The organism is Luteibacter sp. UNC138MFCol5.1 (assembly GCF_900110505.1).
Lineage (GTDB): Bacteria > Pseudomonadota > Gammaproteobacteria > Xanthomonadales > Rhodanobacteraceae > Luteibacter.
The window spans coordinates 424,696-448,080 of record NZ_FODZ01000001.1 but is presented as its reverse complement, the minus strand read 5'-3'; the positions used below and the strand labels follow the sequence as shown (position 1 = coordinate 448,080).

The window sequence follows — 23,385 nt, the reverse complement described above, 5'->3', positions numbered from 1 at the left end:
GTGGGCGGCCCGCCCCTCGCTACGGCTTCCTCTCCACCGCGATCGTGCCGCCGCCCGGGGCCCGCGCCTGCACGCCGCGGTCGTAGAGCGATTCGGCGAAAACCGGCGGAACGACGAAGCGACCCGCATTGGTGGCCTTGATGCGATAGACGAACTCCTGGACGTCGCGGCTCGCATAGCCATAGACCACCACGCGATCCTCGCGCACGTCGGCATACTCCGGAGTCCACGTGGACTCGGGCGTGCCGATGGGCGAACGCCAGGCCGGTGTCTCGTCGCCCTCGCCCTCCGCACCCTCGTCCCCGGACGCTTCGCTGCCATCTTCCGCGGCGCCCGCCTGCGGCTGCGCCGGTGGACTCGTATCGAGCACGGGTTCGAAGCCGCCCGGCAGCAGATCGACGATGGCGACATCGGGGATACCTCCGTCGCGCGTCGAGCGGATGCGGAGATGGACGTCGATCTCGTCGCCCGTGTTCACCGTGTCGATCGCCTTGCCTTTCGCGTCCGTGTAGCTGCGCGTGATCTCGATGCCATCCTTGCGCGTCTCCGTCGAGGGCTTGCGATCGAAGCCCGTCTGGGAGACGGCATACCAGGCCTGAGCGTCGGCATCGTCGACCATCCGCAGACGCTGCGTGCCGGCGGTCCAGCGGCCATCGACGATGGCTCCCTTCGGCGTGCCGATCGGCGTGACCTTGCCGTCCGCCGCCACCGCGCCGATCGAGAGTTTCGCGACGTCGCCGCCGGCTTCCTTCGCCCAGGCATCGAGCGCGAGGATGATCATGCCGGAGGACAACGTGTTGTACCGACCCTTGCCGAGCGGACGCACGAGGTTCTCGATCGTCTCCGGCGGCAGCGCCTTCGCCTGCTCGCTGAAGTGCTTCGAGAGCAGGTAGAGGACCGTGGCGTCGCGAATCGGCGCGTCGTAGTAAGACTCGTAAGCGTAAGGCTCGTCGGCCGGCTTGCGGCCGAGTAGCTTGCGTGGGCCCGACATCAGGTCTGCGGCAAGCCTGTCCTGATGCAGCAACTGGTACGACGCCGCCAGCCAGGCCGCCGCGAGATCGTCCTTCCATACCTTCGCATGGACTTCCTGCAGGCGGCGTTGCACGGACGCCAGGTCGTTGGTGGTGACATTGCCCTGCCGCGTCAGCAGGTAGATCGCGTAGGCGCGCTGTCGCATCGCCGGCAGCGAGTCGTCGGTGTCGTCGGCGGCGATCTGGCGAAGAGCGTTATCCGCCGAGGCGAGCAGGTCGTGCGGCACCGCCACTCCCCGGTCGCCGGCTTCCACCAGGTAATGCACCGCGTAGTCGGTGGCGAAGGCGTGGGTATCCGGCGTAGCCGTCCACAGGCCGAAGCCACCCTGCCCGTTCTGGCGCGCGCGCAGCGTGTCGAAGAGCGCGGCGACGGGGTCCGCGGGGGGCGTGTCGCCGTCGGACATGCGCGCCGGTTTCACGTCGCCGAACTCCGGCCGCTGCCCCAGCACGAGTGCGGGCATCGCGGCGCTGATGACCTGCTCCGTGCAGTAATGCGGGAAGTCGACGAGGTAGGCGGCGAGCCCGCGTGCGAGCACGAGCGGCACGGTGGAGAACGCGGCGTCACGCCGTGCGTACTCGTCATGCATGTCGCGCAATCCCGTGACATCCGCGCGTCCGTGGGCGTCGACGCGACCGAAGGCCAGGTCGGTGCGCATCGGCGACGCCGGCCGCACCGAGAGGTCGACACCCTGCTTCGCCGACTTGCCGCCGTATCCCGCGGTGAACGTCAGGTTGCCCGAGCCGAGGCGATCGGTGGCGCGCACGCGGAAGATCGCGACGCCTTCGCGCATCTCGCCTAAGCCGAGCGTCGCCGACGCGTTGCCGACGATCTGCAGCTGTGGGCCCACCTTCAGGTTCACGGCGACCGGTACCTCCTTCCGGCCAAGACCGGTGAGATTGTTGGCGACGCCGACGCTGATCTCGGCCTCGTCGCCAGGCGCGAGGGTGGTGGGCACGTTCGGCGAGAGCACGAAATCGCCGCGCACGGTGGTCGCGCCCTCGAACGTACCGATGCGTTCGGGGGACACGCTGATCGCCATGACGCGCAGCTTGCCGTTGAAGTAGTCGGGCACCTTATAGGTCAGGTCGCGCGATCCGTCGACATCGACGATGCCCGACCAGTAAGCCACCGGCTTGTCGCGCTTACGGCGGAAAGGATTGAGCTGCCGCCCGATCGCGCCGTCCGCGTCGCCGCCCGGCGCCGCCATCGCCATCAGCTTCTGGAAGTCGGGGATGATGAGATCGAGGATCTGCGAGGTCGAGACCTCGAGCATGCGCTTGCGGAAGAAGTACTGCAGCGGATCGCCGAGCTTGTAGCGCGCGACCTGCAGGATGCCCTCGTCGACCGCGAACACCACGGCGCGCGTCGGCACCGGAGAGGTGACGTGGAAGGTGACGGTGTCCCCGGGCTTCACCAGCGACGGCGAATCCACCGCGATCGCGTCGCGCCGGGCATCCATGTTGACCGAGAACGGCACGACGCCGAAGGACAGCGGGCTCATGAAGATCTCGTCGGACGACGGATCGCGCACGTACTGCACGTTGATGTACCCGTTGCCCTCGAAGTCGGCCGGCACCGCGATGTGCTGCACGGAACTCGTCGAGTCGGCGTGGAACCACGCGTGCGCGTACACGCGATCCCGTTCGATCGTGATCAGGCCGCTGCCCGCGTAGGGTGCGCGAATCGCGATATCGACGGTTTCGCCCTGCGCGTAGTCCTTCTTCGAAGGCGTGAGCTGGAGCTCGGCGTTGCGTTCGAGCGAACGCGACACGTTGCCCTCGCCCGCCACCGACCACGCGACGCGATTCACTTCCTTGCCATCGGCGTTCTTCACCACCAGCGCGAAGTTGCCCGGCTTGTCGGTCGGCAGCGCCACGTCGACGCCGGCCGCGGGAATCGACAGCGGCGTCTCGGAGATCGTGGTTTCGCGCGCCTTCGACTCGTACTTGAATACGCCGGAATCCTGCTTCGTCAGCACGGACACGTAGCGCGTCTCGACGATCGCCTGTTTCAGACCGGCGAGCGCCATCCGCTTCGCCGATGGATCGATGGCGACGAGGTTCACGCTGCGCTTCGCGTCGCGGCTGACGTAATCGAGGTTGTCGATCGACTTGTAGCCGACGAGCCAGTCGTTGGACGACACCATGCCCTGCGTCGACGCCGCGACGCTGCGACCGCCTTCGGCCTCGTACGCCTTGGCGAGGAAGTAGAGCTGGTACGTCGCATCCGCGTAGCGCGAAAGATCCAGCGCGAACTCGGCGTGACCCTTGTCGTCGGTCTTCGCGTCCGCGAGCTTCTCCTCGAAGCCTTCCTTCGCGCGGCGGATGTCGTAGAAGTGGTAATCCTTGTAGCTGGGGAACGAGGGGAAGGCAGGGCGCAGTGTAAGGGAGCCTTCCACCCGGCGATCGGCCGCCGGCGTGCCGAAAAGGTTCTGCACGTCGACCATGGCCTTGAGCTGCGCTGGCTTCACCCACCCTTCCGGCACGGCGGAGGAAAGCTTCGCCGATACCTTCATGCGATCCGGCTGGAACTCCTTCACCTGCACCGTCGTGCTGCCGATCTGCGAGTACGGTTTGCCGTCCTTGGCGATGTACAGGTTCACGGTCCAGTTGCCCGTCGGCGAAGTCTCCGACGTGGTGTGCTCGAGCTCGGCGAATCCGGCGCCGTCCATCGAAACGGTCTGCTGGCGCACCGTGGTGCCGCGGGGGTCGACGATCTCCGCGATGAGCGGCATGCCGGCGACGCTTCGCGTCCAGCTGTTCGCGCGGACGATCATGCCGATGTGGAACAGATCGCCCGGCCGGTAGATGCCTCGATCGGAGAACAGGTAGCCGGACAACTGGCCCTGGCTGTGCGCGTTGGGCTCACCGCCGATGTCGAAGCGCGAGAAGTCGAGCGAGCGATCGTACGAGCTCACGGGCAGGAACGAGAGGTCCTCGCCCTGGCGTACCACATACATCGCAGGAGCCTTCTCCTGTGTGAAGCCCTTGAGGTTGGCGAAATGCGCGCGGCCGTCGCCGCCGGTCGTCTGCGTGAGGAGCGTGCTGCCGTTCTTCGCGATCACGGCGACGGAGGCGCCGGCGACCGGCGAACCGCTCCGGATCGACTGCACGAAGATGTCCTGGCTGCCGTCGAGCGACTTCTTCGCGATGACGCCGAGGTCGGTGATGACGACCAGACGCTCGTCGCGGGGCCAGTCGTAGGGCGTGAAGTCGATATCGTCGTCGCTGCGGGCGGCCTCGGCCGCCGCGGCATCCGGATCGGCGCCAGCCTCTCGCGCGGCCGCTTCGCGGGCGGCCTTTTCCTTTCGCTCGCGCGCTTCGCGCTCGGCCTTCGGGTCGTAGCCCGACAGCTTCAGGAGGAACACGCCGCGCTTGCCGGCGGCGAGGTACTGGCCCAGGTCGAAACCTTCGTAATGCGCCTTGCCCGGCCCTTCGTCGGGGAACGCGACCTTCTTCACGAAGCGGTCGACGATGTGGTCGGGCGTGAAGCCGTACATCTCGGGTTTCGCATAGCTGCCCGAGTTGAGCGATACCAGGTGCTGCAACTGGTCCGGCAGCACGCGGCCGACCTCGATGCGCATGCCCGGCAGGTTGCGCGACACCACCGAGATGTGACGGTCGCCACTGAGCGAGAGCAACGATCCGTCGGCCATGAAGCGCAGGAGGCGCGGGTAATCGGGCACGGTGAGCAGGTCGCTCCGCGGCCGCGGCATGACGTAACCGCCGAAGGACGTCATCCCTTTGTCGACGCGCACGTAGATCCGCTGCCCCGGCTGCGCGTGGTAGCGGAAACTCTGGGTTTCCGACCAGTCGTTCTCCGTCGGCACGACCTCCGGCTTGAGCGCGGTGAAGCCGCGCAGGTCGGCCTCGCCGATCGACGACATGGCGTAGTGCTTGTCGTCGTCGAGCGGGAGGGCCCAGACGTGGAGCTTCTTCGCCAGCTCGGCATCGCTCACCGGGCCGCCGAACTGCATCACGACCACCTGCTCGGGTTCGAACCGCTCGTTGTCGACCAGCGTCGCCGAGACGTCGTCGATCTTCAGGCTGTACAGGCCGGGCACGCGCACGGCGGTCTCGAGCGCTTTTTCGGTACCTTCGCCACCGCGGCTGCTGACCACGCCTTCTTCGAGCTTCAGCGCCACGGAACCGTCGTCACGGGGAAGCTGCAGGGGCTGCGAGTGGACGAACGCGTTGAGGCGGTGTTCGTCGTAGGTCACGGTGTACTTGAGCGCGTCGCCCCGCTTTTCGTTGCCGTTGCGCAGTTCGAGGCCGATCCGCTTCTCGAGCTGCGCCGCGTCCACCGGGTAATTGAAGCCGAGGTGGACGATCGTCTTCTTGCGCGTCGGATCCTGCGGGTCCTGGTAGAACTCGCCCTTGACCACCCTCGCCGTGAACGGCGCCGTGTCGAACGTGAAGTGATCGTCCGCGAGCAGCGCCTGTGGCGCGAACACCTTCGCCTTGTCGAAGCGCACGTCGATCTTGCGCCCGACCGGCCAGTCCGACGCCGGCGCGAAGCGCAGCACGCGGTCGTTGTCCCAGGTCCACTGGCCCTGGAGCTTCGGCTCCATCGCGATGCCGTCGGTGACCGGCTTGCCGAGCGCCTCGAGACGCGCGGCGGACGCGGAGAACGTGACCACCAGCGGGTGGATGTCCGCGGGGACGCGTTCGTAGTCGGTCACCGCCGGCGCCGGGGCCTCGAACGTGATGCGGTCGGGCTCCACCGGCCGGGGGCGGTTCTGCCACCAGTGCCAGCCGAACCAGCCGGCGGCGGCCAGCGCCAGCACCGCCGCGATACTGCCGGCGAACTTCAGCGGATGCGTCCGGGCGACGCGGCCCGTCGCCGGCACCCAGGCGGGCGCGGACCAGGCCATGTTGCCGAAGACCGGCCGGAGCACCCAGCCGAGGAAACGGAACAGTGCCTGCACGAGGCGGAGGGGGAGAAGGGCGAGGAAACGAAGCAGATCCATGTGTTCCGGTCCGAAGCGTGAGTGACGGCGCCGCCGCCGTGCCGCGGATACGTCGCGGCCAACCCGCCGCGCATGCGCGGCGAGCCAGCCAGTCGATTCGTATCCCCAGAGTCATCCTGCGCGTGGCATCGGCCGCCACGACGACCGGATTCTGGCACATCGGAGGCAGCCCCATCGATCGTCCGTCCCCTGGGAATGCAATGGAAGAATTCTGAAAATCGTGTCGGATTATTCGCAGCGTGACCTGGCTCACGACGGGTGCGTAACGTCATGTAACGCGCTGATTTATTCGTTTATTGTGGCGTCACGATGAGAAACGACGCGACCAGTTCCCTCGACGACCTCGCCGCGTGGCGCGACATGGCGTGCGCCCAGCGGCTGGTCATCGACGATCTCAACCACCGTATGAAGAACATGCTGACGGTGGTGCAGGCGATCGCCATGCAGAGCTTCCGTGACGACCGCCCGCTCGATTGCTCCATGGCGGCGTTCGGGACACGACTGCGAGCCCTCGCTCGCGCGAACGACCTGCTCCTCGCGCCCGCATCGTCCCTCAGGGCACTGGACGAGGTCGTCGCCGATGCCGTCGCCCCGCACGATCCGGGCCACTCACGCGTCACCTTCTCGGGACCGCCGCTGGCCGTGGACCCCGGGACGGCCGTCTCCGTGACCATGGCCGTCCACGAGCTGCTCACCAACGCGACGAAGTACGGCGCCCTCTCGACGGCGGAGGGCACGGTGGAGCTCACCTGGTCGTTCGATCCCGCTCGCGAGCGCGGCGAGGCCCGCCTGGAATGGAAGGAGCGCGGAGGTCCGGCAGTCGTTCGCCCCGCACGGCGCGGCTTCGGCACGTGCTTCATCGAGAAGGTGTCGGGCCGGGCCTCCGGCGAGCCCGCGGTGCGCTTCGAGGCCGACGGCGTCAGGGCCGTTTTCGACGCGCCCGCCGTCCGCGCCTGACCCATCGCCACCGCCGGGCGACGAGCGTTGAAGAAATGTCGGTCGCCCTTGTCGATTCGGGCGCGTCACAATCGACGTCCCCATGTACGCCGGGAATCGTCCCGGCGCCAGACCGGGAGACTACCGATGCGATTCATGGTGATGGTCCGCGCGACGAGCGCGTCCGAGGCGGGCGAGATGCCGAGCGAGGCCTTGCTGACGGCCATGGGCAATTTCAACGAGGAGCTCGTCCGCGCGGGAGTGCTCCTCGCTGGCGAAGGCCTGCACCCCAGCCGGGAAGGCGCCCGCATCCGCTACGCCGGCGACCGCCGTGACGTCCTCGACGGCCCGTTCGCCGAGACGCGCGAGCTCATCGCCGGCTTCTGGCTCATCCAGGTACGTTCGCTCGACGAAGCCATCGAATGGATGAAGCGCGCACCCAACCCGTTCGAGCACGGCGAATCCGAGATCGAAATCCGCCGGGTCTTCGAAGCCGAGGACTTCGGTCCCGAATTCACCGCCGAGGCGCGTGCGCAGGAAGATCGCCTGCGCGCCGAACTGGCATCCAAAGCCTGATCCACCGACACAAGGAGTCCGTCATGACCGTTCAGCCTTATCTGTTCTTCCCCGGTACGTGCGAAGAGGCATTCGATTTCTATGCCAGGGCGCTCGGCGGCAAGATCGTCGAGAAGCACCACTACAGCGAGATGCCCGAGCCCGATGGGGCGCAGGCCGAAAACCATGGAGGACCGTCGGCCGACGCCATGCGCGTGGCGCGGGACAGGAATTACGTCATGCACGCCAGTCTCTCGGTCGACGGGCACCTGATCATGGGCTCCGACGCCGTGCGCGAGGCCCATGAACCGCCGCTCAGGTTCGAAGGCTTCAAGATCACCCTCGGCTTCGACGACGTCGAGGACGCACGCAGGGCCTTCGACGCGCTCTCGCCCGGCGGCACGATCGAGATGCCGTTCGGACCGACATTCTGGTCCACCGGCTTCGGTATGTTCACCGACCGCTTCGACATCCCCTGGATGATCAACGGCCCCGATCCGAAGCCGGAAGCCTGAGGCGCCCATGCGATTCCTGATCCTGCGCAAGGCGGACGACGAGACCGAGGCGGGTACGCGGCCCACCCGCGAGCTGATCGAAGCGATGGGCGACTACGTCGACACCCTCGCGGCGGAAGGCCGTTTCCTGGCCGGCGAAGGGCTGAAGCCCAGTGGCGAGGGCGTGCGCGTGACGTTCGGCCCGGGCCGCGAACCGATCGTCGTCGACGGGCCGTTCGCCGAGACGCGCGAGCTGATCGCGGGCTTCAGCATCATCGACGCCGCGTCCATCGACGAAGCCGTCGAATGGGTGAAAGGCTGGCCGGTCGAGGACGCCGGAGGCGACGCACGGATCGATATCCGTCCGATCGGCTGCCCCGGTGGCCTCTCGGGTTTCGGCGACCCGAGCGAAGGGGAGTCGTCACGCCCGCGCTTCATGGTGATGCTCAAGGCCAACGAGCGTAGCGAGACGGACTTCGACCCGGGCCCGGAGATCCTCGGGCGCATGGCCGAGGCGAACCGCGCGGGCCAGGACGCCGGCCACCTGATCGCGGGACAGGGCCTGTCGTCGAGTCGGCACGCGAAGCGCGTCGCCTTCAGCGGCGGCAAGGCGACCGTGCTCGACGGTCCGTTCGCCGAGATCAAGGAGATGGTCGCCGGCTTCTGGGTACTCCGCGTCGACACCCTCGACGATGTGCTCGCGTGGATCGCGACCTATCCGTTCCCCGATGGCGACGACGCTCGGCTCGAGATCCGCGAGCTGTACCGGATGGAAGAACTGATGCCCGCCGCACCCTGATTGCGGCAACGCGGCTTGCCACGCATGACGGCCGATGCTGTCATGCGTGGCCATGACGACGCACGACACCCATCGCGCCATCGACGCGATCTGGAAGATCGAGTCGCCGCGGATCATCGCGACCATCGCGCGGATGGTGCGCGACGTCGGCCTGGCGGAGGAACTCGCCCAGGATGCCCTCGTCGCCGCGCTGGAACAGTGGCCGGATCAGGGCGTGCCGAGGAACCCCGGCGCCTGGCTGACGCAAACGGCGAAGCGGCGCGCCGTCGACCGCATCCGGCGCGAACGGATGGCGGGCCGCAAGCTGGAAGCGCTCGGCCAGGACATGGAAGGCCTCCTCGAGTCGGAGGACGAGCGACTGATCGACCGGCTCGACGACGACATCGGCGACGACATGCTGCGACTGATCTTCACCGCGTGCCATCCGGTGCTGTCGGTCGAAGCGCAGGTGGCGCTGACGCTGCGCCTGCTCGGCGGCCTCTCGACCGACGAGATCGCGCGCGCCTTCCTGCTGCCGGAGCCCACGATCGCGCAGCGCATCGTGCGCGCGAAGCGCAGCCTCGCCCCCCCCGGCATCGCCTACGAGGTGCCGCGCGGCGCGCAACTCGGCGAACGGCTCGCGGCCGTGCTGCGTGTCCTCTACCTCATCTTCAACGAAGGCTACGCGGCGACGGCGGGTGGCGACTGGATGCGCCCGGCCCTGTGCGAGGAGGCGCAGCGCCTCGGCCGCGTCCTGGCCGAACTCGTCCCCGACGAGCCCGAGGTGCATGGCCTCGTCGCGCTGATGGAGTTGCAGGCGTCGCGCATGGGCGCCCGCGTGGATGCGCATGGCGAGCCGATCCTGTTGCTGGAGCAGGACCGCCGTCGCTGGGACCGGCTGCTCATCGGCCGCGGCGAGAAGGCTCTCGCGCGCGCCACGCGGCTGGGCGGCGAGCGCGGCCCCTACGCCCTGCAAGCCGCGATCGCGGCGTGCCATGCCCGCGCCACGAGGGCCGAGGACACGGACTGGTCGCGTATCGCGAACCTCTACGCCGAACTCGTCGTCGTGCTGCCGTCGCCCGTCGTCGAACTCAACCGCGCCATGGCGGTGTCGATGGCCGAGGGTCCCGCGGCGGCGCTTCCGCTCGTGGAGGCCCTCGCCGACGAGCCGGCCCTGCGCGACTACCACCTCCTGCCGAGCGTCCTCGGCGACCTGTTCTTCCGCCTCGGCCGGCTCGACAAGGCGCGCGACGCGTTCCGCCGCGCCGCCGCCATGACCCGCAACGAGCGCGAACGTCGGCTGCTCGAGGCGCGCGTGGAAGCGTGCGGGCAACCACTGGAAGCGGAAAGACCGGCGTGATACCGTGCATCGCAAATGCAATGCACGGAGTGCGCCATGAAGACCGCCACCATCCCCTCCATCCGGGTCGAACCCTCGTTTCGCCAGCAGGCGGAAGACGTTCTGCAGGGTGACGAAACACTCTCGGCGTTCGTGGAAACGGCCATGGCGCAGGCGATAGAGCGACGTTCTCTCCAGAAAGCGTTCATCGCGCGCGGTCTGACCTCGCTCGCGGAATCGGAGCGCACCGGCAGCTTCCACGCCGCCGACGATGTACATAAGGAGGCTGCCGCGCGAATCGCGGCGCGGCGCAAAGGAAAGGAATGAGTTACGAGGTTCGCTACACGGACGACGCGCGCACCGATTTGCTCCGCTTTACCGAATTCCTCGCCGAGCGCGATCCCGACGCTGCCCGGCGCGCACTCGAAGCGCTCGTGCGGGCGGTCGGCTTTCTCGAGGAGTTTCCCTTCAGCTGCCGCAAGGCGGAGCCCGGCAACCCGTTCCTGCGCGAGCTCGTCGTTCCGTTCGGGGGCGCGGGCTACGTCGCGCTTTTCCATATCGACGAAGCCCATGTCACCATCGTCGCCCTTCGCCACCAACGCGAGGACGACTGGTTCGCCTGAGCGTCAGTGCGTGATGTCGATGTCGACGTTCGTGCCGTCGGGCACGTCCTGAAGCTGCTGCAGGATCGAGCCGGTCAGCTCGAAGTGTTCCTTCGCCGACACGGGATTCAGGTTCTCGACCGAGTACTCGCCTTCCGCGAACACCGGCAGGGTGACGTACGTGTAGCACTCGCCTTCCGCGCGCGTCTTGCCCGCCTCGATCAGCGCCTCGATCAGCGGCGGCAACAGCCAGTCCTCCGCGATGTCCTCGCGCAGCAGCTGGTTGAATCCCGGCACGCTTTCCGCGACGCGTTCGAGCTCCGCCGTTCCCGTGTTGAGCCAGTAGATGCCGCCCTCGTCCGCCTCGTAGAACATGTCGCCGAGCGCCGTGAAGAGCAGTGGCGTGAAGGCGTCGCCGATGCGCCAGCGCCACGATTCGGCGAGCGCGTCGATCGCTTCCTTGTCGGGCGTGCAGGTGAGGTCGTTCCAGGAAAGGGCCATGGGGGCGGCGTCGTCGCGAGGGGAAGCGCCAGTCTAACGCGCCTCGACCGCGCGGTTCACCGCCTGCACGAAGGCGGCGCGATCGCGTGCGTGGGCGTCGTCCGTGGCGACCGGCCACGCGGCGAGCTGCACGATCACCAGATGGCGGCGCGGATCGACGTGAAGCAGCTGGCCGAAGATGCCGATACCCTCGTAGCTGCCGTCGTCGTAGGTCCACCACTGGTAGCCGTAGCCTCGTCCCGGGCTGCCGATGGACGCCTGCGTGCGCGTGGCGGCATCGAGCCAGCCTGGCGCCAGCACCGGCTCGCCCGCGGCGACGCCGCCGTCGAGCAGGAACTGACCCAGCCGGGCGTAGTCCGCCAGCGTCGCGGACACGCCGGAGCCGCCGGCCTCCGTGCCGTCCACGTCGTCCTTGAGCCAGATCGCATCCTCGGCCATGCCGTAGGGAATCCAGATCTTCTCGGCGAGGTACGCCGCGAGCGACTTTCCGGTCGCGCGCGTCACGAGGATGCCGATCAGGTCCGTCTCGCCAGTCTTGTAAACCCAGCGGGCGCCGGCGGGAAATTCGCGCGGCAGCTTCGACATGTACGACACGAGCAGCGGCACGCCGGTCTTGCGCTCACCCTCGTACATCATCGCCACGTCGGAGTGTGGATCGGCGTAATCCTCGTTCCAGCGCACACCCGAGGTCATCGAAAGAAGCTGGCGGACCGTGACGTCGCGATAGGCTCCGGCGACGAGTTCCGGGATGTAGCGCGTCACCGGATCGTCGAGGCTCCCGATCGCACCGTCGCGCAGCGCCGCACCCACCAGCGTGGACGTGAACGACTTGGCCACCGAGAACGACGTCCAGCGGGTCGTCGCGTCCGCGCCGAGGCCGTAGCGCTCAAGGCGAACCTTGCCATCCTGTACCACCATGATGCCCGCGACGTGATGGTCGGCCATGTAGCCGTCCAGCGTCTGCCCATCGTCGAAACGCGGCGCCAGCGCGGCGCCTTTCGGCAGCGGATGGGCCTTGCCGTGGCGAACGACGTTGCTCGCGTACTGCGTCTCCATCGCGCGGAAGTTCGCCTCGCGCTGCGGCTGATTCCAGAACAGCACATCGGTGCGCCGCGCGTGCGGCGGCGCGCACGCGGCGAGCCACATCGCCACGAGCAACACGGCGAGCCGACACAGGAGATGCTTCATGCGGTCACCCTCACGCGCTGGCGCAGCTCGAAGGCGCCGAACGCCACGGAGGCGAGCACCAGCGGCCCGAAACCGTAGATCGCGCGGTAGGCGAGCAGCGCCGCCAGCACCTCCGCGCGCTGCTCCTGCGGGAACGCCGCCAGCGTCAGCGCCTCGAACGCGCCGATGCCTCCCGGCGTGTTGCTGATGATGCCCGCGAGGATGGCGCCGACATAGATGGGCGCGAAGTCGAGGAAACTGCCGGCGATCCCGGCGGGAAGCAGCAGGTACATGACCGTGATGGCCGCGACCATCTCGACGATGCCGATCACGATCTGCGCGGCGGCCGAGCGCGCCGACGGCACAGGCGTGGAGAATTTCCAGATCTTCAGTTCGTCGTGCTTGCCGGCGAGCCAGCGCAGCAGCACGGCGAACAGGACGACCAGCACGACGCCGGGCCAGCGTCCCCAGCCGAGGGCGATCGACGGTTCCAGCATAAGCGCGATGCAGGTGACGCTCGCGAAGCCGAGCGCCACCGCGAAGCCGACGAGGCCGACGATGCGCGCGACGTTGGCCGCGCTGACGCCCTGCGTCGCGAGCATGCGATAGCGCAACGCCGTGCCCGTGATCGCGTGGAAGCCAAGCGCGTTGCAGATGGCGTGGGTGGTGAAACCGGAGAAGATCTTCATCCGCATCGAGACCCTGCCGGGAACCACGGTCTCGACCGCGAAGACGTCGTAGGCGGTCAGGCAGGTCCAGCTGACGAGGGTGGCACCGATCGCTCCGGCGACGTGCCAGCGCGGAATGCGATCGATGGCCTCGCGCACGTCCGCCCAGGCCATGCGCGCGATGTAGCGGTGCAGCAGGAACACGGCGCCGCCGACGATCGCCGCCGTCAGCAGGTATTTCGCCACCCGAAGCACCGCCGCCTTCGCGTCCGCCTTGTCGTGCTTATCCGTCACCGCGCTATCCGAACTGGCGAGGCTATCCCCGCGAAAGACGCGATGATCCCACGAGAGGGGGGCGCCGGGGCTAGACTCGACCGGGGAAACTTCATTCGCGGTGACACGATGCTCCATTACGAGGGTTCGCTCTGGCTCACCGACGGCGCGCGTCGCTGGGGTGGCACCGACCGCATCGAACTGCTGGCCAGGATCGGCGAGACCGGTTCGATCACCGCGGCCGCCAAGGCCGTGGGCATGAGCTACAAGGGCGCGTGGGACGCCGTGGAAGCCATGAACAACCTGGCCGGCGAGGCACTGGTGCTCCGTGCCACCGGAGGCCGCGGCGGTGGCGGCGCCTCGCTCACCCCGAGGGCGCAGCGGCTCATCGCGTCGTTCCGCGGCATAGAAGCCGAACACCGTCGCTTCGTCGAACGCCTCGCCGCGCTCGGCGAAGACGCGACGAACGATCTCCACCTGCTGAGGCGATTCACGATGCGAACGAGTGCGAGGAACCAGCTGGCGGGCACGGTCCGGGATATCGCCGAAGGGGCGGTCAACGACACCGTGACCGTCGAACTCAACGGGGGCGCCACCGTGGTGGCCACGATCACGCGGGAGAGCACCGCCAGTCTCGGGCTTGCGCCCGGACGGCCGGTCGTCGCGCTCGTCAAGGCGAGCTGGGTGATCCTCGGCCTGCCCGACGAGCACCTGCGCGTCTCGGCGTCGAACCGGCTGGAAGGCGTGGTGCGGCAGGTACTGCCCGGCGCGGTGAACAGCGAGGTCACCATCGACCTGGCCAGCGGCGGCAGCATGACGGCGATCGTGACCCGGGAGGCGGCCGCGTCGCTCGAACTGGCCGAAGGCTCGGCCGTGGTGGCGATCTTCGACGCGTCGGCGGTCATCCTCGGCGTCACCGACTGAAACCGCCCATCCGAGGGTCAGTCGTGGCCGACCCGGCCGTCGCGGATCTCGATGGTGTGGCCGTCGAGGGCCTCGACGTCCGCCGGATCGTGCGTGATCACGAGCATGGGCAGGTCGAGGCGCGACTGCAGCGCCAGGAGCTCCGAACGCATGCGCCCGCGCAGCGCGGGATCGAGCGCCGCGAAGGGCTCGTCGAGCAGGAGCAGGCGCGGCGACGAAACCAGGGCGCGGGCGAGGGCGACCCGCTGGCGCTGACCGCCGGAGATGCGTGCCGGATAGCTGGCGGCCACGCCGCCGAGTTCCAGCGCTTCGATCCAGTGCCGCACGCGCTCGTCCTTCGTGTGCCGCGGCGCGTTGAGCCAGCCCCTGTGCAGGCCGAAAGCGACGTTCTGGGCGACGGTCAGGTGGGGAAACAGGGCGTAGTCCTGGAAAAGATAGGCCACGCCGCGTTCGCGCGCGGGCAGGTCGACCCCGGCCGCGTCGTCGAACAGCGTCCGCCCGTCGACGCGGACGTGCCCGGCGTCCGGCGTCAGCAGGCCCGCCATGGCGCGCAGCGTGAGGCTCTTGCCCGCGCCGGACGGGCCGAACAGGACGATGCGCCGCTGCGTCGAGGCGAAGGCGACGTCGAGCTCGAAGTGCCTGTCGTCGGCGCGCAGGAGCTTGCGGATGGCCACGTCCACAACGCTCATGGCCGCACCCGCCGCAGGTGTCCGGGCGCCAGCCAGCCCGCCAGCAGAAGGGCGGCGACGCAGGTGACCGATATCACGGCCACCATGACACCGGCCGTGCGGTCGTCGCCTGCCTGCACGGCCGCGTAGATCGCGACGGAGAGGGTCTGGGTGCGTCCCGGAAGGTTGCCGGCGATCATCAGCGTCGCGCCGAACTCGCCCAGCGCCCTCGCGAAGGCCAGCAGCGCGCCGGCGGTGATGCCTCGCGCGGCGAGCGGCAGGCAGACGCGGAAGAAGACCGAGGCCTCGCGCAGGCCGAGCACGCGCGCGGCGTCCTCCAGCTGCGGATCGACCGCCTCGAACGCCGCGCGCGCCGCCTTCTGCACGAGCGGGAACGCGACCAGCGTGGAGGCGGCCACGGCGCCCTGCCAGGTGAACACGAGTTCGATGCCGAGCCGGTCGAGCCACTCGCCGAACACGCCTCGGCGTCCGAACAGCACGAGCAGGTAGTAACCGAGCACGGTGGGCGGGAGCACCAGCGGCAGCGTCAGTACCGAATCGACCACCTCGCGCGCCGGCGAGCGCCAGCGCGCCAGTCCGAAGGCGACCGCCACGCCGAGCACGAGGTTGATGGCCGTCGCCCAGAGCGCGACCTTGAGCGTCAGCGCGAGCGGCACCCAGATCGCGTCCACGGCGTTCAGGGCGCCTGGAATCCGAACACAGCCAGGATCTTCCGGCCCTCGGCCGAGACCACGAAGTCCTCGAAGGCGGCGGCTTCCCGGGCGTGCTTCGACCCCGCCACCACCGCGATGGGATAGGTGACCGGCGTCGGTGTCGCGACGTCGGCGACCACGTCGACGCGATCGCGCATGAGATGCGCATCCGTCGCGAAGACGAACCCGGCCTCGACTTCGCCGCGCGCGACATAGTCGAGCGCCTGCCTGACGTTCTGCGCGAGCACGCCCTTGGCCGAGACGGACTCCCACAGGCCTTGCTGTTCGAGCGCGGCCTTCGTGTAGCGTCCCGCGGGCACGGAAGCCGGGTCGCCATAGGCGACGCGCCTCACCACCGACGCGCGAAGGCCTTCCGGCGAAGCGACCTTCGCGGGATCGCCTTCGGGCACGATGAGGACGAGGCCGTTGCGGGCGAAATCGCGACGCGTGGACACGTCAATGGCTTTCGCGGCCGCGGCCTGGTCCATCGCGGCCTGGTCGGCGGACGCGAAGACGTCGGCCGGCGCGCCGCTCGATATCTGGCGCAGCAGCACGTCCGACGCCGCGAAGTTGAGCACCACGTGGGTGCCCGGATGCTTCGCCTCGTACGCCTTGCCCACCGCCTGGAAGGCGTCGGTGAGGCTGGCGGCGGCGGACACGACGAGGTCGGCCGCCGCGGCGGAACCCGAGGCGGCGAGCAGGAGCAGCGCGACGAACGGGCGAAGCCGCATGGGTGCGATCCTTGGGACGTGACGACCGCAATATAGGAATCTACATAGCGGGCGGTCAATGCGCCCGACCGCGCGCTCCGCATTACCGGTCGATCCGGAAAGAATCGCCAAGCCTGTTAACGTGAGGGATGGCAGCGTGGCGCCTTACGAACAGGGAAGGGGCACATGAAACACGCGTTGGCGATCATCGGCGGACTGCTCGTGCTGGGCACGCTGGCGGTCCTGCTGTTCTTCTGGCTGGACCGGACGGAAACCACCACCGACGCGTACGTCACCGGACGCATCCATCCGGTGGCCCCGCGCGTGACCGGCACCGTCCAGGTACTGCGGGTGAACGACAACCAGCACGTGAAGGCGGGCGACGTCCTCCTGGAACTGGACACCCGCGACTTCGACGTGGCGGTCGAGCAGGCACGGGCGGAAATCGACCGGGCCAAGGGCCAGGTCGCCAGCGCGGAGGCCCAGATCGCCGAGGCGTCCGCCGCGATCGTGGCCGCCAACGCCTCGACGCGGAAGACGGCGCTCGACCTGCGCCGCGCCGACGAGCTCGTGCACGAGACGCCTCGCGGCATCTCCCAGCAGGAATTCGACGCGGCCCGCGCGGCCTCGGATTCCGCGGTCGCGAACCGGGCGAGCGCGGAGGCGCGGAAGGTCGCCGCCGTGGCGGCCCTCGAGTCGGCGCAGGCGCAGGTCGCCACCGCGGAGGCCGCCCTGCACGACGCCCTGCTCGCCTACGGGTACACGAAGGTCGTCGCGCCCGTCAGTGGCTACGTGGGACGCCGCAACGTCGAAGTCGGCGCGCGGGTGAACGCGGGACAGACGCTGCTCGCGATCGTCTCGGACGAGGTCTGGGTCGTCGCCAACTTCAAGGAGACGCAGCTGCATGGCATCCGCCGCGGGACCGAGGCGCACATGACGATCGACGCGATTCCCGACGTGCGCTTCCTTGGGCACGTCGACAGCTTCGCGCCGGCCTCCGGCTCGCAGTTCGCGCTGCTTCCGCCGGACAACGCGACCGGCAACTTCACGAAGGTGGTGCAGCGCGTCCCGGTGAAGATCCTCTTCTCGTCGGACGACCTGGGGCATTACCGGCCACGGCTCGTCCCCGGGCTGTCGACCATCGTCAAGATTCGCGAAGACGGCAAGGCGGAACCGTGAGCGCGAAGCACGTCATGCTCGCCGCGGCACTGGCCTGCCTCGCCGGCTGCGTGGTCGGTCCGGATTACCGGCGGCCCGACGCCCCCGCGCCGGCGGCATGGCACGACGCTCCCGCGGCGGCAGCACCGCTGCCGGACGCGTGGTGGACGCTTTTCGGCGACGAGGAGCTGTCCCGGCACGTGGAATCCACGCTCGCGGCGAACCAGGACCTGGCCGGAGCGCTCGCGCGTTACGACCAGAGCCGCGCGCTGCTGGGCGTGGCCCGCGCCGACGAATTCCCGAACGTGACGCTCGATCCCGCCTATGCCCGGGGACGCACGTCCGGCACGGTGGACAACCGCCTGCCCATGCTGGAGACGACGCTCTGGCGCGTGCCGGTCGACGCGGCCTATGAAGTCGACCTCTGGGGCCGCGTGCGTCGCAGCGTGGAAGCGGCGGGCGCCGAGGTCGAAGGCAATGCCGACACGATCGCCGCGCTGCGCCTGAGCCTCGCGGCATCCACGGCGTCGACCTATCTGTCCCTGCGCAGCACCGATCGCGACATCGACGTGCTGGTGCGCACGGTGGGCCTGCGCGAGGACGCGCTGCAGCTCGCCGACCGGCGCGCGAGGGCGGGCGTCGTCGGCGATCTCGACGTGCTCCGCGCACGAGCGGACCTGACGCAGACGCGCGCGGATCTCGCGGACGCCCGCCGGAGCCGCGACAACCTCGAACACGCGCTCGCCGTGCTCGAGGCACGCAACGCCCCGGAGTTCTCGGTGCCCGCGCGGCCATGGACGCCGGTCGTGCCCGACGTTCCGGCCGACCTCCCCTCCGCGCTGCTCGAGCGCCGCCCGGACGTCGCGGCGGACGAACGCGCCCTGGCCGCCGCGAGCGCGCGCATCGGCGTGGCGAAGGCGGCCTTCTTTCCGCAGCTCAGCCTCACGGCGTCCGCCGGCGTCGCGAGCAACCGCCTCGGCGACATCACGCGCAGCGACAGCCAGGCATGGTCGATCGGGCCCGCCGTGCGGCTGCCGATCTTCGAGGGCGGGCGCAACCGCGCGAACCTGCAGGGTGCCGAGGCCGCGTACCGCGGGGCCCTGGCGAAGTGGAAGCAGAGCGGCATCGTCGCGTTCCGCGAGGTGCAGGATTCCCTCGACGACACGCGTTGGCTGCGCGAGCGCGGCGAAGCCCTCGATGCGACCGTCGATGCGACCGTCGCGGCGGCGAAAGTGTCGCGATCGCGCTACGACCGCGGACTGGCCGGCTACTTCGAGGTCGTCGACTCCGAGCGACAGGCCCTCGTGACGCAGCGCGCCGCCATCCAGAACGACCGGCAGCGCCTGCTGGCCGCGGTATCGCTGATCAAGGCGCTCGGCGGCGGCTGGCGCGAAGGCGACGCCGTGCCGAGGCAGCCGGTCGCCACCGCGAACGGCGGCCCATGAACGCGACGGCGGCCACCGTGGCCGCGCCCGCTCCCGCCCCGACCGCGCCCCTGCCCTGGCTGGGCATCGTCGCCGTGCTCGTCGGCGCCATCGCCACCACGCTCACCTCGCGCCTCACGTCCATCGGCCTCGCCGACCTGCGCGGCGCGGTGGGCGCGGGCTTCGACGAAGGCGCATGGATCCCGACGGCGTTCTCGGCCGCGCAGATGATGATCGGGCCGATCTCGATCTTCCTTGGTCGCGCGTTCTCGCCACGCCGCGTGCTGCTCGCGGGTTGCGTCACCTACGGACTGGCGGAGTTCCTCATCCCCTTCTCGCCCGACCTGCACACGATGCTCCTGCTGCAGGTGTTCGCCGGGCTGGGCTCCGGAACGTTCATCCCCCTGACCGCCGCGTTCATCCTCACGTCGTTGCCGAAGACACTCTGGCCCTGGGGCCTCGCCGCTTACGCGATGAACATCATCCTCGGTCTCAACGTCGCCTCCACCCTCGAAGGATGGTACGTCGAACACGTCACCTGGAACTGGATCTTCTGGCAGAACACCGTGCTCGCGATGCCGCTGTTCGGCCTCTACTGGTTCGGCCTGCGGCGCATCCCTATCGATCGCGACTTCCTCCGCGCGGGCGATTTCCGCGGCATGGTCATCGGCGCGTCCGGCTTCACCCTGATCTTCATCGCGCTCGACCAGGGCGACCGTCTCGACTGGTTCTCGTCCACGCTCATCGTGACGCTGCTCGCGTCCGGAGTCATCGCCGTGGGCGCGTTCCTCCTGCACGAGGCGACGCTACCCACGCCGAGCATCGATTTCACGCTGCTCATCCGCCGCAACGTGATGGTTTGCATCGTCCTGGTCCTGATCACGCGCTTCCTCGTGACGTCGAGCAACACCCTCGTGGCGAACTACCTCATTTCCGTACGCGGATTGCGGCCCCTCGAGGTGGGCAGCGCCCTGCTGTGGGTGGCGTTACCCCAGCTCGTCATCGCGCCGACCGTCGCCTGGCTGCTCAATCGTATCGACGCGCGCTTCGCGATCGGCACCGGACTGACGATCGCGACCGCGGGGTTCCTGCTGGCCACCGGCATCACGTCGCAATGGTCGGAGGAGAGCTTCCGATGGGCCCTGCTATTGCAGGCGGTCGGCGAGACGCTAGAGCTGACCGCGGTCATCTATTTCTTCGGCCATCATGTCGGCCCCGCGGACGGGATCACGTTCGGCGCCATCATCCAGACCGCTCGACTGTTCGGAGGCGAACTCGGCACCTCGGTGCTCGTCCTCTTCACGCGCAAGGCGGAGCAACTGCATTCCAACCTCATCGGCCAGCACGTGGCCGCCGGCGATCCGGCCACGATGGAGCGTATCGCCGCCTATGTGCAGGTCGTGGGCGCGTCGACGCAGGGCACCGGCGATGCGCAGGCGCGCGGTACGGGACTGCTCGCCGCCGCCGTGCGCGCCCAGGCGTACACGCTGTCGACCCTCGACGGCTTCCTGCTCGCCTCGTGCGTCGGACTGCTCGGCGTCTGCCTCGTGCTCGTGCTGCGCGAACCGCCGCCGATCGTCACCGCGCCCGCCGTGCCGCCACTGCCGTCGTCACGGACCTGACCGGCCCAGCGACACCGTGTCGCATGGGCTTCACGCGACGCCATGCGATGATCTCCGGACCCTGATCCAGGGTTGAATCAAGGGGTATGCCCGTGCGCCGCAGCGCGGTTTCGAAGCGATGGCTGGGATGGATGGCGCTCGTCGCCGTCTGGCTCACCGCGCTCGTACCGACCGTGTCGCGCACCGTCGAGTGGCTCGCGTTCCCGGACCTCGGCCCGTGGTGTGAATCGCGGACGACCGCCCACGGCGGCATGTCCCACGAAGGCATGGACCATGCCGCCATGGGTCACATGGCGATGCCTCCGTCCCACGGCGGTCACGAGGCCTGCGATCCGGATGCGGCCTGCGGCTACTGCACCCTGTTCGCGCAGCAGCCCGCGATGGCGGGCACGGCGTTCATCGGCCACCCGCTGCTCGCGATCCTGCACATGCCCGCCCCGCTTCCGGCCATTCGCGCCGGGCCGGCGATCCACACCATCCACGCACCACCCCGAGGGCCACCGTCCGCGGCGCACGCCTGATCTTCCGATCCCGTACGCCAACGATCATGGACCCCACCTCATGCCCCTGTGCCATTCCCATGGGCGCGCGCTGTCGCGCGCCATCGCCTGCGCGCTCGCGACGCTCTCGTTCGCCGCGCACGCGGACGACGAACCGCAACGCGCGACCACGTTGCGCGAAGTGCGTGTCTCCGCCGCGAGCCACGACAGCAGCGTCGATCCCGACACGCCCTCCGTCGTCGAGACGGTCAGCGCGGCGCAACTCGACCGCCTGAACGTCGTCAACGTCGAAGACGCCCTGAAGTACCTGCCCTCGTTCGGCATCCGCAAGCGCTTCATCGGCGACGAGAACGCCACGTTTTCCGTCCGCGGCACGAGCAACCAGCAGAGCGCGCGCGGCCTCGTCTACCTCGATGGCCTGCTGCTTTCCAACCTGCTGGGCAACAACTGGGCGAATCCGCCGCGCTGGTCGATGGCGTTCCCGGAGAACCTGGCGCGCGTCGACGTGATCTACGGCGCGTATTCCGCGTTGTATCCCGGCAATGCCATCGGCGCGACCGTGCTGCTGACGACACGCATGCCCGATCGCCTCGAGGTGACCGGCGAGGTCCAGGCGTTCACGCAGCACGTGGACGACTACGGTGTCGACCGCGACTTCGGCGGCAGCCGGCAGAGCGCGACGATCGGCGATCGTTCGGGGCGCTTCGCGTTCCTCGTCGGCGTGTCGCACCTGCAATCCAACGGGCAGCCGCTGGTGTACGCCACGCAGAACCTGTCGACGCGGCCCGGCGGTGCGCGCCCGGTCGGCGGCGCGATCGCGGACACCGGCGCCAATGGCCTGCCGCGCCAGATCGTCGGCATCAACGCGGAAGGCCAGGAGGCGACGAGCCAGGACGAGGCGCACCTGCGCCTGACGTACGACTTCACGCCCGACGTGACCGGCGGCGTCACCGCGGGCTACTGGAACCAGGACATGTCGCACCGCACCGAGACGTTCCTGCGCGACGCCGACGGGCGCCCCGTGTGGTCGGGACCGGTGAGCATCGACGGACGCCAGTACACGCTGCCCGCGAACTACTTCGCGCCCAGCACGCGGCAGAGCCGGAACTATCTCTACGGCGTCTCGCTCGGCACGCATCGCGACAGCGGCTGGAACGTCGAGGGCAACGCGTCCTACTTCGACATGGACCGTAACCGCGACCGCGTGGCTTCGGCCGCGACGTACGACGGTGCCGGCCTCCTCACCGCCGGCGACGGCAGCCGCTGGCGGACGTTCGACCTGCGTGCCAGCCATGCGCCCGACGGCATCGCGCCGAACACGCATACGCTGAGTTTCGGCTACCACTACGACGGCTACCGCCTCGACAACGCGAGCTACGCGCTGGACGCCTGGCGACGCGGCGACGCGGGCGCGCGCACGGCCTCGAACGGCGGCAGCACCCAGACGCAGGCCGTGTACGTGCAGGATGCCTGGCAGCTGCTGGACGCGTGGCGCCTGACCATCGGCGCGCGCTATGAGCAATGGCGCGCCTTCGGCGGCATGCGCGCCAACGCGACGGCGCGCGTCGCCTACCCCGAGCGCAAGGAGTCGCACACCTCGCCCAAGGCCTCGCTGGCGTGGACCGTCAGCGACTCGCTGCTGCTGCGCCTTTCGGCGGCCCGCGCATATCGCTTCCCGACGGTGAACGAGCTGTTCCAGGGCACGTTCAACGGTATCGCGCTGGTCAACAACGATCCGTCGCTGAAGCCCGAGAACGACCTGTCGCGCGAACTTTCCGCCGAGTGGTACCACGACAACGGCGTCGCACGCTTCACGGTGTACCGCAGCGACACGCGCGATACGCTCTTCAGCCAGACGGACACGACCGTGTTCCCGAACGTCACCAACGTGCAGAACGTCGGCCTGGTGAGGACGCGCGGTGCCGAGGCGAGTTACGACGCGCGGGACGTCGTCTGGCAGGGCGTCGACCTCACCGCGAACGTCGCCTGGACGCAGGCGACCACCGTGACTAACCGGAAGAATCCGGCGTCGGAAGGCAAGCAGTTCTATCGCATCCCCCGATGGCGGGCGAACCTCGTCGCCACCTGGCGCGCGACCGAACGGCTCGCGCTCACGCTCGCCGGCCGCTATTCGGGAAGGCAGTACAACACGCTCGACCACAGCGACATCCATCCCGACACGTTCGGCGGCGCCAGCGACTTCCTTACCTTCGACGCGAAGGTCACGTGGAAGGCCGGCGATCACGTCGACCTCGGCGTGGGCGTCGACAACCTGACGGATCGGCGCTACTACGTGTACTACCCCTACCCCTCGCGCACGTACCTCGTGGAGGCGAAGTTCCACCTGTGAGC

The 23,385-nt window shown here is 69.0% G+C and carries 20 protein-coding genes; 13 read left to right on the top strand and 7 right to left on the bottom strand.

The features are described 5' to 3' along the window. Positions 1–19 precede the first annotated feature (19 nt). Positions 20–6,001: an alpha-2-macroglobulin family protein gene (locus tag BMY69_RS01905; protein ID WP_090175145.1), complete on the bottom strand. Its 5,982-nt coding sequence runs from the start codon at positions 5,999–6,001 to the stop codon at positions 20–22. Between the two features lie 309 nt (positions 6,002–6,310). Between BMY69_RS01905 and BMY69_RS01900 the strand changes: the two genes are divergently transcribed. The 7 genes from BMY69_RS01900 to BMY69_RS01870 all read left to right on the top strand — a co-directional run bounded on the left by BMY69_RS01900 (position 6,311) and on the right by BMY69_RS01870 (position 10,726). After that, positions 6,311–6,958, top strand: a complete 648-nt coding sequence (locus BMY69_RS01900) for a sensor histidine kinase (protein ID WP_090175144.1) — start codon at positions 6,311–6,313, stop codon at positions 6,956–6,958. 126 nt (positions 6,959–7,084) lie between these two features. Further along, a complete protein-coding gene (locus BMY69_RS01895) occupies positions 7,085–7,513 on the top strand; it encodes a YciI family protein (protein WP_090175143.1) in 429 nt (142 codons plus the stop codon). Between the two features lie 23 nt (positions 7,514–7,536). Then, positions 7,537–8,007: a VOC family protein gene (locus BMY69_RS01890; RefSeq protein ID WP_090175142.1), complete on the top strand. Its 471-nt coding sequence runs from the start codon at positions 7,537–7,539 to the stop codon at positions 8,005–8,007. A 7-nt stretch (positions 8,008–8,014) separates the two neighbouring features. After that, entirely contained in the window at positions 8,015–8,785 is a 771-nt protein-coding gene (locus tag BMY69_RS01885; protein WP_090175141.1) for a YciI family protein, read from the top strand. A 52-nt stretch (positions 8,786–8,837) separates the two neighbouring features. Next, positions 8,838–10,124: an RNA polymerase sigma factor gene (locus tag BMY69_RS01880; protein ID WP_090175140.1), complete on the top strand. Its 1,287-nt coding sequence runs from the start codon at positions 8,838–8,840 to the stop codon at positions 10,122–10,124. A gap of 36 nt (positions 10,125–10,160) precedes the next feature. Then, a complete protein-coding gene (locus BMY69_RS01875) occupies positions 10,161–10,430 on the top strand; it encodes a YlcI/YnfO family protein (RefSeq protein WP_090175139.1) in 270 nt (89 codons plus the stop codon). Beyond that, complete coding sequence (locus tag BMY69_RS01870; RefSeq protein WP_090175138.1) at positions 10,427–10,726, top strand: type II toxin-antitoxin system RelE/ParE family toxin; 300 nt, start codon at positions 10,427–10,429, stop codon at positions 10,724–10,726. Before BMY69_RS01875 ends, BMY69_RS01870 begins: the two co-directional genes overlap by 4 nt. A gap of 3 nt (positions 10,727–10,729) precedes the next feature. On the opposite strand, the gene BMY69_RS01865 is transcribed toward BMY69_RS01870, so the two are convergent. Genes BMY69_RS01865 through BMY69_RS01855 form a run of 3 tightly spaced genes read right to left on the bottom strand, consistent with a single transcriptional unit; the run spans position 10,730 to position 13,335 of the window. Next, positions 10,730–11,206 (bottom strand): T6SS immunity protein Tdi1 domain-containing protein, encoded by a 477-nt coding sequence (locus BMY69_RS01865; protein WP_090175137.1) that lies wholly within the window; start codon positions 11,204–11,206, stop codon positions 10,730–10,732. 33 nt (positions 11,207–11,239) lie between these two features. Further along, a complete protein-coding gene (locus BMY69_RS01860) occupies positions 11,240–12,394 on the bottom strand; it encodes a serine hydrolase domain-containing protein (RefSeq protein ID WP_090175136.1) in 1,155 nt (384 codons plus the stop codon). Beyond that, positions 12,391–13,335, bottom strand: a complete 945-nt coding sequence (locus BMY69_RS01855; RefSeq protein WP_177191047.1) for a lysylphosphatidylglycerol synthase transmembrane domain-containing protein — start codon at positions 13,333–13,335, stop codon at positions 12,391–12,393. The genes BMY69_RS01860 and BMY69_RS01855 overlap by 4 nt, the downstream gene beginning before the upstream one ends. Before the next feature lie 108 nt (positions 13,336–13,443). Between BMY69_RS01855 and BMY69_RS01850 the strand changes: the two genes are divergently transcribed. Continuing rightward, the gene (locus tag BMY69_RS01850) at positions 13,444–14,238 is read left to right on the top strand and encodes a TOBE domain-containing protein (protein WP_090175134.1); all 795 of its coding nucleotides are present in this window, start codon (positions 13,444–13,446) and stop codon (positions 14,236–14,238) included. A 17-nt stretch (positions 14,239–14,255) separates the two neighbouring features. Here the strand turns inward: BMY69_RS01850 and BMY69_RS01845 are convergent, their stop codons facing one another. Genes BMY69_RS01845 through modA form a run of 3 tightly spaced genes read right to left on the bottom strand, consistent with a single transcriptional unit; the run spans position 14,256 to position 16,350 of the window. Then, positions 14,256–14,927 carry an ABC transporter ATP-binding protein gene (locus tag BMY69_RS01845; RefSeq protein WP_090175133.1) on the bottom strand — a complete coding sequence of 224 codons (672 nt, stop codon included), beginning with the start codon at positions 14,925–14,927 and terminating at the stop codon, positions 14,256–14,258. After that, a complete protein-coding gene (gene modB, locus BMY69_RS01840; RefSeq protein WP_090058923.1) occupies positions 14,924–15,598 on the bottom strand; it encodes a molybdate ABC transporter permease subunit in 675 nt (224 codons plus the stop codon). The genes BMY69_RS01845 and modB overlap by 4 nt, the downstream gene beginning before the upstream one ends. A gap of 5 nt (positions 15,599–15,603) precedes the next feature. Further along, positions 15,604–16,350, bottom strand: coding sequence for a molybdate ABC transporter substrate-binding protein (gene modA / locus BMY69_RS01835; protein WP_090175132.1), 747 nt, complete (start codon positions 16,348–16,350; stop codon positions 15,604–15,606). Positions 16,351–16,515: 165 nt separating this feature from the next. Here modA and BMY69_RS01830 point away from each other — a divergent pair, with 165 nt between their 5' ends. The 5 genes from BMY69_RS01830 to BMY69_RS01810 all read left to right on the top strand — a co-directional run bounded on the left by BMY69_RS01830 (position 16,516) and on the right by BMY69_RS01810 (position 23,383). Then, positions 16,516–17,508, top strand: a complete 993-nt coding sequence (locus tag BMY69_RS01830) for an HlyD family secretion protein (protein WP_090058929.1) — start codon at positions 16,516–16,518, stop codon at positions 17,506–17,508. Continuing rightward, on the top strand, positions 17,505–18,932 hold the full coding sequence (locus BMY69_RS01825; protein WP_090175131.1) for an efflux transporter outer membrane subunit: 1,428 nt from the start codon (positions 17,505–17,507) through the stop codon (positions 18,930–18,932). The genes BMY69_RS01830 and BMY69_RS01825 overlap by 4 nt, the downstream gene beginning before the upstream one ends. Continuing rightward, positions 18,929–20,533, top strand: coding sequence for an MFS transporter (locus tag BMY69_RS01820; protein ID WP_090175130.1), 1,605 nt, complete (start codon positions 18,929–18,931; stop codon positions 20,531–20,533). Before BMY69_RS01825 ends, BMY69_RS01820 begins: the two co-directional genes overlap by 4 nt. 131 nt (positions 20,534–20,664) lie before the next feature. Then, the gene (locus BMY69_RS01815; RefSeq protein ID WP_177191046.1) at positions 20,665–21,054 is read left to right on the top strand and encodes a DUF2946 family protein; all 390 of its coding nucleotides are present in this window, start codon (positions 20,665–20,667) and stop codon (positions 21,052–21,054) included. A gap of 40 nt (positions 21,055–21,094) precedes the next feature. Beyond that, entirely contained in the window at positions 21,095–23,383 is a 2,289-nt protein-coding gene (locus BMY69_RS01810) for a TonB-dependent receptor (RefSeq protein ID WP_090175128.1), read from the top strand. Positions 23,384–23,385 lie beyond the last annotated feature (2 nt).